We start from the raw sequence: 13981 nt of genomic DNA, 5'->3' as shown, positions 1-13981 counted from the left end.
GTTATAAAAATCTTCTTGTTTTTTTGTAATAACAAAAGAGCCACCTAATATTAGGTGGCTCTTTTGTTAATTAAAGGTAGTATTATGCTGAGTTTCTACTAGCATTAATATTTCCGTAAAGAGATCTAGTTACAATTTTTTCATATAAATCTTTAAATTCTGTTCCTTCTCCTATTCTTTGAAGCGCATATTGTTGTATTACTAATAATGGTAATACAATATTCTCTCTAATTTTTATAGACTCTCTAGAGATAGCTTCTTTCTTCATTAATATTTCCATTCCTGAAAGTTTTAGAAGCATTGCTTTAGAAAGCTCATATTCTGCATGAAGAATTTCCCAAAAAGCACCAAACTCTTTATTCTCTTTCATGTAACTAGTCAGTTCAAAATAACACTTTGTAAGACTCATCATACTGTTCATCATCAAAGCTTGAAAAAATGGAACCTCATTATACAATCTTTTAGCCTCTTCAAACCTACCATCTCGCTCTAACTTTTCTAAAGCCGTGCCAATACCATAATAACCTGGCACATTCTGTTTTAATTGACTCCAAGACCCAACAAATGAGATAGCTCTTAAATCAGATAACTCCAATTTAGCCTTATTGCCTCTTTTACCTGGTCTGCTGCCTATATTGGCTTTTGTATAATATTTAAGCGTACTCATATTTTCTAAATATGGCATAAACTTATCGTGGTGTTTTAAATCGTCATATTTTTTAAAACTTGACTCTGACAATTCTTCTATTAGCTCTCTATCTGCATCAGAAATAACAATCTCTTTACCGAGAATAGTATTGGAAAGCCCTGCAGTTAACAACTGCTCACTATTATAAATAAATTGTTCTTTAGTACCATAAGTACTTGTAATAGTTTGTCCTTGTATCGTTAATTGAATTTCGTTATTTGCTACTTTATTAGTCTGTGCAGCATAAAAACGATGTGTTTTCCCTCCTCCTCTTGCCGGTGGTCCTCCTCTACCATCAAAGAATATAGCAGCTATTTCGTGTTCGTCACAAACTTCAGAAAGTTCTTCTTTAGTTTTTAATATAGACCAATTTGCTTTTAAATAACCACCATCTTTTGTACCATCAGAAAAGCCAAGCATAATGGTCTGTTTCTTATTTCTGTTCTCTAAATGAGCTTTATATTCCGGTAAATTAAATAAGAATTGCATGGTAGCTTGTGCATTATCCATACCATTCATGGTTTCAAACAATGGCACTATATCAAACGTAATATCCTTATCTGCCCAGCCACACCATCTAAACAGTGCATACACGAAAAGTATCGAGAAAACATCTTCAGAATTACTGATTATATATCTATTACAACCTTCTTCGCCATTCTTATCTTGTATCGTTTGAAGTTGAAGAATATTTTTAATAGTATCCTTTACAATTTCTTCCTCGTAGTCATTCGCTGTTAATTGTAAGTTTTCGTGTAAAAGAATATCAATTAATCGCTCTTCAGATAATTCGTTAAGATTTTCTTTAATCAAACCGTTTTTCTTCAAAACCTCAACCATTACTTTTGTATGCATGCTGTGATCTTGGCGAATATCTATAGTTGCAAAATGAACTTTAAATATTTTTACTTTATCAATAAAAAGCTCCAAATCTTTTAGGTATAGACTCTGATACTTTTCTATAAGAATAGACTTTATTTCTTCTAATGGTAAAATTAAATCATCATAACCTATAACTTTTGAACTATCGAACATAGCAGTATATAGGTTTGACCTTAATTTCTGTAAAGGATTTTGAACATCTTTAAAAGTAAGTTTATGAACTAATCCTTTTAAGTCATTGTAATAACATTTCATTAATGTTAAACGAAGCTCGTTCATTACATCTTTAGTAATGTCTGCAGTAACAAAAGGGTTACCATCGCGATCACCACCAGGCCAGAAACCTAGTTTTACAATATCGTGGTTTTCGAATTGCTTTGAACCTACACTACCTTTTATATAAGCATACATATCACCAATAGCATCATAATATACGTGCCTTAGTGTATAAATGATATTTTTCGCCTCATCTAAAGGTGTTGGTTTTTTCGCATTGATTAATGATGTAAGTCCCAATTGTTGTAACCCTACATCAATTTCATCTATTTTATCTTCTAAAATTAAAGTCCGTAGATTAGTTATAATATCAAGAACTGCTGGAGTATAGAACTGTGTTGGGTGTGCCGTTAATACTATTCTTGCACTAAAATTGCTTAGTTTATCCCAAATAGTATCCCAAGAATTATTCTTTTCAACTAATTGAAAATAATCTTTCAACGATAATGAACTTGAATGCTTGTGCAGTTTAGGAAATGCGGCGTCTTCTACACTATCATAAAGTACCACTTGGCGCTCTACATACTGTATTATACGGAACATAAAATCTATTTGCTCTTTTTCGGATTTGATTTCGACAAAATTCTCAAAAAAGTTTTCTAATATTTCCTTCGGATTAAGACCATCGCTCAACCCCTTTTCTGATTGATTCAATAACAATGGAATCAACATACCAACATTCTCTATGTTCTTATATGGTAGGTTAAGGAAAAGACTATTATAGACATTAAATTTATTCTGGACAGACTTCTTAAATTCTGCCAACCTTTCTTGTTGTTGCATATATTAAAACTTTTGGCCATACCGTTATGGCAATCTTTCTAAAATTCGAACATAAATATCACTATTCCAAAAGAATTTAGAGAATGATTTTTGTGAAATATCATATTCCTAGAGCTATACCACAAAATACTGCGAATTGACAACAAATATTCCAAAAAACACTTAAAGCTATATACCTTTATAATGTTAATAAGTAATAAATTTTTTCATTTTCATATAGTGTTCTCGTAAAAGAGTCTTGTTTTATAACAAGACTCTTTTTAGTTCTAAGAAGATATTCTTGAATAGTATAAATATTTTAGCTAGTAAACGCTATCGTAAAATAGAAAATAAGGTATTTATTTATTCTGTATAACTATTTAAATTATCAGGTAGGCTATTTACCTTGGAAAATCTTTTGCATTAGTGTTTTATTCTCTAGCGTCTATTAAATAGACATCTATTTACTAACTTTAAAATAAAAACAGAATATGGGCAAAGGAGATAAAAAGTCTAAAAAAGGAAAAATTTCGAATAACTCGTATGGCGCACGAAGACCACGCAAAATAAAAAAAAGATTAACAGTTGAAGAAAAGATAAAAATCAATAAGAAAAAATAATCTTATCCATCTATTTTAAAAGTTAAGTCAATTTGGTTTTCCTCATCTAAAATCACCTCATAGGTATAAAAACCTACAGGTAAAGAATCTGTAGAAATTTCAGTCGGAACATAATTTAACGTAATTGAGTCTGTCTGTATCGATATCGCCGCATTTTCATAAGCAGTTTCGAACTCTAGATATTTAGAAATTTTACCAGCTTCAACATTCTCATAAACCGTATCGATTTCTGCTATGCGTACTTCGTTGAAAAATAATTCTGTACTATTTTGTATACGAATGTTCACCAAGTTTACATTGTCATCTCTATCTGTACAAGAGAATAGCAAAACAACACAAATAACAGAAAGAAATATAAACCTTTTCATAGACGTATTTTATATATCTAAAGAACGAAAAAGAGTAGATTATATTTTATCTAATAAAGACCGGCTGATTCTCCTTTAATGTATGCTCTTGACTAAATTGATAATCACCTAAATTAAAACCTTTTATATCCATCAAGTTTTTTGCATTTGAATCTATAATATACCTAACCATAGCCCCTCTTGCTTTTTTAGCAAAAAAACTTATGATCTTCAGTTTATCATTTTTCCAGTCTTTAAATATTGGCGTAATAATTTCTGCCTTTATATTTTTAGGTTGTAGCGCACTATAATATTCATTACTTGCCAAGTTAACCAGTAATTCTCCTTCGGTCATTTCATCATTTAAATGATCAGTTAGCCTAGTACCCCAGTATTCATATAAATTTTTATTTCTGCCAATTTTTAACGAAGTTCCCATCTCTAAACGGTACGGCTGCATTAAATCTAATGGTTTTAGAATTCCATATTGTCCAGATAATATTCTAAGTCTTTGTTGTAACTGATTTATTTTTTCTTCAGATAAAGTATAAGCATCTAAGCCTGTATACACATCACCACTAAAGGCATAAATTGCAGGTCTAGAATTCTCTGAAGTAAATGGTGTTGTAAAATCATGATTACGCTGCCAGTTCAATTGCGCCAAATTATCCGAAATAGACATCAATTCAGAAAGTGCTTTTGGCTTCTTTTTCTTTAGAATTTTATTTAGCTTTTCAGCATCTTCTATAAATTCTGGAGAAGTAAATTTTGCCATCGGAAGTTCACTTTCGTAATTCAATGACTTAGCCGGAGAAATAACAATTTTCATAGTGCAATTTTAGATGCCCAAAAATAAACAGGATAAATAGGAAGACCTACAAAAGATAAAAAAGAGTTTAAATAGCGGTATCAAAGAAACTTATTCTGTACTGTTTTTAGTGTAACCACGCCATTTCTCTATAGCACTGGTCATATCTTCTGGCACTTCTGAATCAAAACTCATATGCTCACCGGTTACAGGGTGTACAAAGCCCAAAGTTTTAGCATGTAGCGCTTGTCTTGGCAGTAACTTAAAAGTATTCTCTACAAACTGTTTATATTTAGTGAAAGTCGTACCTTTTAATATTTTCTCTCCACCGTAACGTTCATCATTAAATAAAGTATGCCCAATATACTTCATGTGAACACGAATTTGATGCGTTCTACCTGTCTCTAATTTACACGAAACAAGAGTTACGTAACCCAATCTCTCTAACACCTTAAAATGAGTAACAGCTGCTTTACCTTCTTCCCCTTCTGGAAAAACATGCATCTGTAAGCGATTTTTAGGATTTCTACCAACATTACCTACCACAGTACCTTCATCCTCTTCAATATTACCCCAAACCAAAGCAACATACTCACGCTCAGAAGTCTTTTCAAAAAATTGTTTTGCCAAATGCGTCATAGCAGCTTCAGTCTTCGCTACTACCAACAAACCAGAAGTATCTTTATCTATACGATGTACCAAGCCCGGTCTTTCATTACTGTTTGAAGGTAAATTATCGGTATGAAAAATCAGGGCATTGATAAGGGTACCAGAATAATTTCCATGCCCAGGGTGCACTACCATGCCTGCTGGTTTATTGACTACCATTAAAACATCATCTTCATAAACAATGTTTAAAGGAATATCTTCTGGCACCAATAAAAATTCATGCGGTGGATGTTCAAACAACACCTTTACCTCATCACCTGCTTTCACCTTGTAATTAGACTTTACGATTTGATCATTGACCCAAACGTGACCATCTTTAGCTGATTGCTGTATTTTATTTCGTGTAGCATTTTCAATGAAATTCATTAAAAATTTATCTACACGCAAAGGAACTTGACCTTTTGAGGCTAAAACTCTATGATGCTCAAAAAGTTCTCCATCCTCATTTTCTGGTTGTTCGATATTCTCCACCATCTAATCTTCAGATTCCGATTTAATAACTGCTCTTTCGGTAATACTTCCATTACCGCAGATTAATTCTATTTTAGATGTTTTAGGTAGTTTCTCTCCAGGACTAATATATTTACCTTTATACTTGATTTGATAAACCATATCCTTACCAAGTTCATCTATATAGGTTACTCGTTGTACATCTAAGCCAACTGCCTTCAACATAGAAGATGCATTTCTTTTGGTAACTTGAATAATTTTAGGAACAGTAACCTTTTTATACCCTGAAGGGTTAACCGTAAAATAAATCTTTCTATTTTCTTTCACCTTTGAACCCGCCGTAGGATTTTGTTCAATTATTGAAAATCTTGGATAATCTGGATTGTAATTGGCAGAATCCAATACTTCATATCGTAAGCCGGCCTCTTCAATTGATTTTCTCATATCCATAACCGATTTCTTAGAAAAGTCTGGTACTTCAACAAACTCGCCATGATTAGTGGTACTGTTCAAGTATCTCAACACTAAAAAAACAGTTATAATCAATACCAATATGGCTAGACCAAGCTGAATTAAAAAAGTCTTACTTTTTAAAAAATTGAAAAAATTCTTCATACTTATTATTTGACCCGACAAATATAGTAAATGCCCCCATACCATTTTGCTGCTTTAATTTATTGTTACACCCTACCAGAAAATTTATTCTATTATAATATTGCTATATGTTTCTTTTATATATTATTTCAATACTTCATCTTTGTTCTTACAATTTTAATAGGCCATACAGATGAAAAAGAATATTGCAATTATAATGGGCGGTTATTCCAGTGAATATAAAATATCGCTTAAAAGTGGAAATGTGGTCTACGATTATTTGAACAAAGATAAATTCAATCTTTACCGAATACATATTTTTAAAAACAAATGGGTCTATGTAGATGATAAGGGCAATGAAACACCTGTAGACAGAAATGACTTCTCTATCCCTTTAAACGGCACATCAATAACATTTGATTGTGTTTTTAACGCCATACATGGTTCGCCTGGTGAAGACGGACTCATGCAGGCATATTTTGAACTATTGGGAATTAGACACACCTCTTGCGACTTCTATCAAGCTGCTCTAACGTTCAATAAAAGAGATTTGTTAAGCGTTTTAAAACCTTACGGGATTAAAGCAGCACCATCTTACTATCTAAATTTAGGCGATGAAATAAATGAAACAGACATAATAAATAAGGTAAAGCTACCTTGTTTTGTAAAGGCAAATAAGTCTGGTAGCAGTTTCGGTATTACTAAAGTCTACAAAGCCGAAGAGCTTAAAGGAGCCATAGAAACTGCCTATAGAGAAGACAATGAAATTATTATTGAAGGTTTTCTTAACGGTACCGAGGTTTCGGTGGGCGTATTAAAACTTAATGGTAAAACCACTGTTTTTCCTATCACAGAAATAGTATCTGAAAATGATTTCTTTGACTACCAAGCAAAATACGAAGGTAAATCGCAGGAAATAACACCGGCAAGAATAAACCCAGAGCAACTAAAGAAAGTGACAATCGCCGCAAAAAAGATTTACGAGGTTCTAAAAATGACAGGCTTTTCAAGAAGTGAATTTATATTCATAGATAATGAACCGTTCTTATTAGAAATGAACACTACACCAGGTTTAACTACTGAAAGCATTTTACCTCAACAAGCAAAAGAAGCTGGTATTGAACTAGGTATGTTATTTGAGTACGCCATTAATGAGGCATTGTCATAAATTGCCTATATTTAAGATGTAAATAACCTCCAAGCAAGCCCGCGAGGTATTGAACTAAAAACACAACTAATATTTCGACATAAATGTTGGATTATTTAATTCTCGATTATCGAGTAAAATATACTTATGAGACGCGCAATTTTTCCCGGTTCTTTTGATCCTTTAACTTTAGGACACCATGATATAATTATGCGTGGTATCACTTTATTTGATGAAGTCATAATCGCTATCGGAAAAAATGCAGATAAAAAGTATATGTTCAGCCTAGAACAACGTATACAATTTATAGAAGAAGCTTTTAAAGATGTACCTTCTATATCTGTAAAATCATATGTAGGACTAACAGTGGATTTTTGTAAGAAAGTCGATGCAAATTTTATATTGAGAGGATTACGCAATCCTGGTGATTTTGAATTTGAGAAAGCAATTGCTCATACTAACAGAAAATTATCTGAGATAGAAACCGTGTTTTTATTGACTTCATCGGGTAAATCATACATAAGTTCATCTATTGTTAGAGACGTTATTCGTAACGGTGGTGACTATACAGGCTTAGTACCTGATTCTGTAAGAAAATAGTATGTAGTTCATCGAGCATACAACAGAAAAAGGTATTTCAACCACAGTTTTTTACAAAAACACAACATTTACTTACATGATTTTAGAATAACTCTATAAATTAGTAGGAAAATTCTTTCTACTTATGTTTAAATCACAAAGTAATTCATCATTTTCTATAGATTGGGTCAATCAAATTCAATCATCTATCGCCATTATAGATACTAATTTTAAGATTATTAGCGCCTCGCCCAGATGGCAGGTTAATTTTAAATTGGAACTAGATGACATAAAGGGTAAGAACATTATGGATATATTTCCTGAATTATCCTCTGACCTAAAAACGAGATTTAGATATAGTTTAGATGGATTAAGAGACATAAAATTTAAGTATCAAGCCAAAGACAACAGCAGCTCTCTTAAAAATGCTATATGGCATCTAAACCCTTGGAAAGACGGTTACGGTAATATTATCGGTGTTGTAATTAAGGTAGAACCTATTTCTAAAACCCAAGAACTCGAAATTGAACTGAATAAGACCAAACTGATTCTAAACCAAAAAAGCGATGTTGCGAAAATTGGTAGTTGGGAATATGATGTTCTAAACAAAGAATTACACTGGACCCCTGTGGTAAATAAAATTTATGGCTTACCAGCCGAGTTTGAACCCAATTTACAATCTACAATTAGCTATTACACTGAAGATTCGAGAGGAGTAATCAAAAAAGCAATTTACGATGCTATAAATTCTGGTAAACCTTGGAACGAAAAAGCTAAATTACGTAGAGAAGATGGCAAAGTTATTTGCGTTAACACAATTGGAAGACCTAAATTTAAAGAAGGTAAGTGCACAAGAATCATTGGTACAATTCAACATATTGAAGATATAACTAACCAAAATCTACAAACACCTAAGAACATACAAAGAGAATACCCTTTATTTGAAAAAATTCCATTGGGTTTAGCAATCATAGACGTGAAAACAGGTGATTTTATCGACGTAAATCAACAAATGCTAAATCTATCTGGTTTTGAAAAAGAGTATTTTTTAAGTAAAAATTTTAAAGAGATTGTAAATTCGAGTTTCACTGCCAAAAGTAAAATTTTAAAAAAGCAACTAAGCGAAAAAGGATCTTTTGACCCTGTTAAATTTACATTCGCAACCAAACAAAAACTTAATTTAAACCTAAAGATAACTGGCAATTTAGTTGAACGCGAAGTGGGACCTAATAGATTATTATGTACCATTGAAAACATAACAACTCAAACTAAAATAGAAAAAAATCTAAAAAAGACAATCTTATCATCTAAAGAAAAAAATGAGCAATTATTGAATTTTGCCCATATGGTTTCTCATAATTTAAAAACTCATGCGACCAACTTTTCGTTATTACTTAATTTTTTAAACGATGAAACTGGCAAAGTTCAACGTAATAAATATATGAACATGTTATTTAGTGCCTCTGATAATTTATCTGAAACTATAAAGGGTTTAAGAGAAATTGTGGCAGTAAAATCTAATATAAACAATGAAAAGAAAGAACTTATATTAAATGAAAGTGTATTTGTTGTTGAACAAAATGTTGCAGGTCACTTAAAACAAAGTAGCGGGAAAATTATTAATGAAATATCAGATGAAATAAAGGTTAAGGCCTTACCTGCATATTTAAATAGTATTCTTACCAATTGTATAACCAATTCAATTAAATACAGCAGTACAGACAAGAAGCCCATTATAATATTGAGCGCAGAAGAGGATAAAAATTATACAATTTTAAGTATTGAAGATAATGGTCTAGGTATTGATTTGGAAAAATATGGAGATCAATTATTCGGTCTTTATAAAACTTTTCACAGAAACAAAGAATCTCGTGGAATTGGCCTGTACATAACCAAAAATCAAATGGATGCAATGAATGGAAAAATTACCGTTGACAGTTCTCCTGGGCATGGCACTACTTTTAATTTTTATTTCAATAAAAAGTAAAAAGTCATTGATAATATAGTAAATTAAACCATTTACAACGATAATGATAATATTCACAACAAATATGTAGCAGAATACAGCATTCCTATTACATTCGTAAGAAATTACACCGGTATGATAAAAGTTCCCCTAAAATCAGATACCTCTTACATTATTAGACAATTGCCCACACCCACGGCTTTTGTAGATTCTAATTATGATATTGTTCAAACTTCTGATACTTGGTCAAGTATTTTTGACGAAAACGACGACTATGTAAGTTCAAAAAACTTGTTTAATGTATTTCCTAATCTAAACCACAAATGGAAACTAGTCTTAGATAATTGTCTAAACGGTAATCCTCAGCCAATGGGCATTCACCAAATTACAGATTCCAAGGGTAAAGAACTTTGTTTTGAATGGACCAACGCACCTTGGTACGATACTCATGAAAATATAATTGGAATTATTATACAATTAAGTAATATTACCGATGCTGTAAACAATGAAATAGAACTTAATAAAAAAGATTTATTATTACAACAACAGGCAGAGATCACCAAAATTGGGAGGTGGGAGTATAATATATTTGATAATCAACTTTTATGGTGTTCTACAACAAAAGATATACATGGCGTACCCTCAGATTTCACCCCTAGTGTTGAAAATGCACTTTTATATTATAAAGAAGGTCATAGTAGAAATACCATATCGATGGCTCTTTTTGAAGCACAAAACAAAGGTAAATCTTGGAGTAATCTAAAATTACAAATTACCACTGCTAATAATCAAGAAAAATGGGTAATGACAAGTGGAAAACCTATTTACAATAAAGGTAAAATAGCAGGTTTAATTGGAACATTTCAAGATATTGACGATCAAGTAGAGGCTAATAACAAAACAATTAACAACGAAAAACTTCTGAGAACATTAATTGACAACCTACCTGTAAATGTCTATATAAAAGATACGGAATCAAGAAAAGTTTTAATTAATAAAGCAGAATGTGAATATATAGGAGCTAATGACCCCAATGAAATTATTGGTAAAAATGATTTTGACCTTTACTCATTTGATGACGCCCTTAAATCTAGAGAGGAAGACTTAAGGGTAATGAAGACGTTAAGACCTGTAATTGGAAAGGAAACCATTAAAACCAATTTTAATGGCAAAGAAACTTCTTTTTTGAGCTCTAAAATACCATTACTAAACAACAAAGGTGTTGCTTATGGCATAGTTGGTATAAGTTTAGATATTACCGCATTAAAAGAAAAAGAAAAAGAGCTTAGAAATATTATTAACATTGCATCTGTTCAAAACAAAAAATTACTAAATTTCGCCCATATAGTTTCCCATAATTTACGCTCTCACTCAGCCAACTTTTCAATGCTTTTAAACTTTCTTGAAAGTGAGAAAGACGAAGATGAAAAATCAAAAATTATGGAAATGCTAACTACTGCATCAAATAGTTTATTGGAAACTTTAGATAATTTAAATGAAGTTGTTTCTATAAATACGAATACAAACATAGAAATTAAAGAGATTAATTTAAACGAGAAAGCAACGATAGCGAATAACAATCTATCTGCGTTTCTTTCTAACCATAATACTATTTTAGAAAATAATATTCCGAAAAATTTCAATGTAAAATCCGTACCTACATATTTAGAAAATATTTTAACGAATTTTATAACCAATGCCGTAAAATATAGAGATTCGAAAAAAGATTCACATGTTATTTTGAGTGCTGAAAAAAAAGGTGACTATTCAATTTTAACTATTGCAGACAATGGTCTAGGTATCGATTTAAAAAAATATGGAAAAAAATTGTTTGGCATGTACAAAACTTTTCATGACCATAAAGATGCTAGAGGTATTGGTCTATACCTTACCAAAAATCAAATTGACGCAATGAACGGTAAGGTTGAGGTTAAGAGTAAAGTAGGAAAAGGAACTGAATTTAAAATTTTCTTTAATGAGAAAAATTAGTGATATCACTATAATTGATGACGATGCCATTACGGTTTTCGGTTTACGTAAATTAATATCGTCAAGTGTTGAATGTACTTCAATTCTATCTTACCCAAATGGAAAAATAGCTATTGACACAATCAGCGATTTATTTAATAACGACCATAAAATACCTCAAATCATATTTTTAGATATTAATATGCCTATTATGGATGGATGGGAATTTCTCGAAGCATTTCTGCAACTTCAAATAACAAAAAAGATTAGAATTAACATTGTTACTTCCTCTATTGACCCTATAGACTATAAACAATGGGAATATTTTAAAAATAAAAGCCATCATTTAATAACTTTTAATCAAAAACCTTTAGATAGGAATAAAGTTACAGAAATTACACAATTAGCGTAAGCCAATGAACTAATTGCTATTTTTACAATCAATTATGTTTTTTTATAAACACTACAATTGCTTGTACATGAAAACGATATTTCTTTTTTTATTGATAACCTTAATGTTCTCGTGCGAGAATAAGGTTGAAAATACTAAAATAGATTTCCCAACCCCTTATGAAACTTCATATAAGACGGAAACCGCTACCTATGAACAGGTAATTGATTTCTACATAAAACTTTCTAAAGAATTTTCAACTATTAATATTCAAACTATTGGTGATACTGATAGTGGTAAACCACTACACATAGTTACCTATAGTGAAAAAGGCGATTTTGATTTTAAAAAACTGAACAAAAGTAACACCATGATGTTAATTAACAATGGTATACATCCTGGAGAAAGTGATGGCATTGACGCTACGATGATACTATTTCGAGACTTGGCAAGTAAAGAGATAAACTCTCCAAAAGAAACGATTATATCCACTATCCCAATTTATAATATCGGTGGAGCTTTAAACAGAAATAGTACCTCTAGAGCGAACCAGAACGGACCTCTAGAATATGGTTTTAGAGGTAATGCCAAAAACTACGATTTAAATAGAGATTTCATTAAATCAGATACCAAAAATGCTGAGACTTTTGCAGAAATTTTTCACCTAATAAATCCTGATGTTTTTATTGATAATCATGTAAGTAATGGTGCAGATTACCAATATACCCTTACACATTTATTTACACAACACAATAAATTGGGCGGTGAATTAGGTGAATATATTCATGGTTCATTAATGCCCCAATTACATGATTCTTTATCCAAATCTAATTGGGATATTACACCTTATGTAAATGTCTTCAATAGTCCGCCAGAAAAAGGCTTTAAACAGTTCATGGATTACCCTAGATATTCTACCGGCTACACTACATTATTTAATACTGTTGGCATGATGGTAGAAACTCATATGCTAAAGCCATACAACATGCGTGTAGAAGGCACTTACGAACTTATGCGAAAAATGATTGCCATTGCCGAAAAAGACGGAAGTAAAATAAAATCTTTAAGAGATGCCGCATTCTTAAAAAACAACACAAAAGAATATTACCCCATTGCCTGGGAAGTTGACACTACTAATGTTAGCAAGTATATATTTAAGGGCTATAAGGCAGATACCATAATTAGTGAAGTTACAGGTTTAAAAAGATTAAAATACAACCGAGAAGTACCAATAGAAACCGAAGTAGCCTATCAAGATTATTTCATTGCCTCAGATTCTATTAAAATTCCTAAAGCATACGTGATAGAAAGACAGTGGGATAATATCATTGAAAAATTACATTTAAATAAGATAACATATACCACTCTTCAAAAAGATTCAACCATATCTGTAGAATCTTATAAAATAAATGAATACCAAACATATTCATCACCTTATGAAGGCCATTACCCACACTATAATACTACTGTGACTACATCATATGAAACAAAAGAATTTCATGCAGGCGACATCATAATACCTACAAATCAGCCAGGTTTTAGATATATTTTAGAAACATTGGAGCCATCTGCAGTAGATTCATTTTTCAATTGGAATTTCTTTGATACCATTCTTCAACAAAAAGAGGGCTTCTCCCCTTATGTGTTTGAAGATACCGCCCTTAATATGTTAGAAAACGACACTATTCTTAAAGCAAAATTTGAGGATAAAAAAATGCTTGATTCAGATTTCAACGAAAACTGGCACAAGCAATTAGATTGGCTTTTTAAGCAAAGTGATCTTTACGAAAAAGCACATTTACAATACCCGGTGTATAAGATAAAAAAATAGCTT

Annotated in this window: 12 protein-coding genes; 7 read left to right on the top strand and 5 right to left on the bottom strand. The window is 31.5% G+C overall.

Going from position 1 to position 13981, the window contains the following annotated elements:
* Positions 1-82 precede the first annotated feature (82 nt).
* A complete protein-coding gene (locus tag ACJJVP_RS10655) occupies positions 83-2629 on the bottom strand; it encodes a phosphoenolpyruvate carboxylase (protein WP_405413532.1) in 2547 nt (848 codons plus the stop codon).
* 470 nt (positions 2630-3099) lie between these two features.
* On the opposite strand from ACJJVP_RS10655, the gene ACJJVP_RS10650 reads away from it, so the two are divergent.
* Positions 3100-3228 carry a 30S ribosomal protein THX gene (locus tag ACJJVP_RS10650; protein ID WP_405413529.1) on the top strand — a complete coding sequence of 43 codons (129 nt, stop codon included), beginning with the start codon at positions 3100-3102 and terminating at the stop codon, positions 3226-3228.
* A 2-nt stretch (positions 3229-3230) separates the two neighbouring features.
* Here ACJJVP_RS10650 and ACJJVP_RS10645 read toward each other — a convergent pair whose 3' ends face one another.
* From ACJJVP_RS10645 to ACJJVP_RS10630, 4 genes are all read right to left on the bottom strand, one after another.
* Entirely contained in the window at positions 3231-3596 is a 366-nt protein-coding gene (locus tag ACJJVP_RS10645; RefSeq protein WP_405413528.1) for a hypothetical protein, read from the bottom strand.
* A 46-nt stretch (positions 3597-3642) separates the two neighbouring features.
* The gene (gene yaaA / locus ACJJVP_RS10640; RefSeq protein ID WP_405413526.1) at positions 3643-4404 is read right to left on the bottom strand and encodes a peroxide stress protein YaaA; all 762 of its coding nucleotides are present in this window, start codon (positions 4402-4404) and stop codon (positions 3643-3645) included.
* Between the two features lie 90 nt (positions 4405-4494).
* Entirely contained in the window at positions 4495-5526 is a 1032-nt protein-coding gene (locus tag ACJJVP_RS10635) for an RluA family pseudouridine synthase (protein ID WP_405413524.1), read from the bottom strand.
* Entirely contained in the window at positions 5527-6117 is a 591-nt protein-coding gene (locus tag ACJJVP_RS10630; RefSeq protein ID WP_405413522.1) for a PASTA domain-containing protein, read from the bottom strand.
* Between the two features lie 172 nt (positions 6118-6289).
* Here ACJJVP_RS10630 and ACJJVP_RS10625 point away from each other — a divergent pair, with 172 nt between their 5' ends.
* The 6 genes from ACJJVP_RS10625 (at position 6290) to ACJJVP_RS10600 (ending at position 13978) form a co-directional block, all read left to right on the top strand.
* Entirely contained in the window at positions 6290-7264 is a 975-nt protein-coding gene (locus ACJJVP_RS10625) for a D-alanine--D-alanine ligase (protein ID WP_405413520.1), read from the top strand.
* Between the two features lie 126 nt (positions 7265-7390).
* The gene (gene coaD, locus ACJJVP_RS10620; protein WP_405413517.1) at positions 7391-7843 is read left to right on the top strand and encodes a pantetheine-phosphate adenylyltransferase; all 453 of its coding nucleotides are present in this window, start codon (positions 7391-7393) and stop codon (positions 7841-7843) included.
* Between the two features lie 124 nt (positions 7844-7967).
* On the top strand, positions 7968-9809 hold the full coding sequence (locus ACJJVP_RS10615) for a PAS domain S-box protein (RefSeq protein ID WP_405413515.1): 1842 nt from the start codon (positions 7968-7970) through the stop codon (positions 9807-9809).
* Positions 9810-9923: 114 nt separating this feature from the next.
* Positions 9924-11777 carry a PAS domain-containing protein gene (locus ACJJVP_RS10610; protein WP_405413512.1) on the top strand — a complete coding sequence of 618 codons (1854 nt, stop codon included), beginning with the start codon at positions 9924-9926 and terminating at the stop codon, positions 11775-11777.
* Positions 11764-12168, top strand: coding sequence for a response regulator (locus ACJJVP_RS10605; protein ID WP_405413510.1), 405 nt, complete (start codon positions 11764-11766; stop codon positions 12166-12168). Before ACJJVP_RS10610 ends, ACJJVP_RS10605 begins: the two co-directional genes overlap by 14 nt.
* 67 nt (positions 12169-12235) lie before the next feature.
* Positions 12236-13978 (top strand): M14 family metallopeptidase, encoded by a 1743-nt coding sequence (locus tag ACJJVP_RS10600; protein ID WP_405413508.1) that lies wholly within the window; start codon positions 12236-12238, stop codon positions 13976-13978.
* Positions 13979-13981: the final 3 nt, after the last annotated feature.

The sequence above is a fragment of the Maribacter sp. Asnod1-A12 genome, from assembly GCF_045063735.1.
Lineage (GTDB): Bacteria > Bacteroidota > Bacteroidia > Flavobacteriales > Flavobacteriaceae > Maribacter.
This window is presented reverse-complemented; position numbering and strand designations above follow the sequence as displayed.

Excerpts from the sequence above, each read along its gene's own strand:
- ACJJVP_RS10655 (WP_405413532.1), bottom strand. The coding sequence starts at position 2,629 with ATGCAACAACAAGAAAGGTTGGCAGAATTTAAGAAGTCTGTCCAGAAT.
- ACJJVP_RS10650 (WP_405413529.1), top strand. The coding sequence starts at position 3,100 with ATGGGCAAAGGAGATAAAAAGTCTAAAAAAGGAAAAATTTCGAATAAC.
- ACJJVP_RS10645 (WP_405413528.1), bottom strand. The coding sequence starts at position 3,596 with ATGAAAAGGTTTATATTTCTTTCTGTTATTTGTGTTGTTTTGCTATTC.
- yaaA (WP_405413526.1), bottom strand. The coding sequence starts at position 4,404 with ATGAAAATTGTTATTTCTCCGGCTAAGTCATTGAATTACGAAAGTGAA.
- ACJJVP_RS10635 (WP_405413524.1), bottom strand. The coding sequence starts at position 5,526 with ATGGTGGAGAATATCGAACAACCAGAAAATGAGGATGGAGAACTTTTT.
- ACJJVP_RS10630 (WP_405413522.1), bottom strand. The coding sequence starts at position 6,117 with ATGAAGAATTTTTTCAATTTTTTAAAAAGTAAGACTTTTTTAATTCAG.
- ACJJVP_RS10625 (WP_405413520.1), top strand. The coding sequence starts at position 6,290 with ATGAAAAAGAATATTGCAATTATAATGGGCGGTTATTCCAGTGAATAT.
- coaD (WP_405413517.1), top strand. The coding sequence starts at position 7,391 with ATGAGACGCGCAATTTTTCCCGGTTCTTTTGATCCTTTAACTTTAGGA.
- ACJJVP_RS10615 (WP_405413515.1), top strand. The coding sequence starts at position 7,968 with ATGTTTAAATCACAAAGTAATTCATCATTTTCTATAGATTGGGTCAAT.
- ACJJVP_RS10610 (WP_405413512.1), top strand. The coding sequence starts at position 9,924 with ATGATAAAAGTTCCCCTAAAATCAGATACCTCTTACATTATTAGACAA.
- ACJJVP_RS10605 (WP_405413510.1), top strand. The coding sequence starts at position 11,764 with ATGAGAAAAATTAGTGATATCACTATAATTGATGACGATGCCATTACG.
- ACJJVP_RS10600 (WP_405413508.1), top strand. The coding sequence starts at position 12,236 with ATGAAAACGATATTTCTTTTTTTATTGATAACCTTAATGTTCTCGTGC.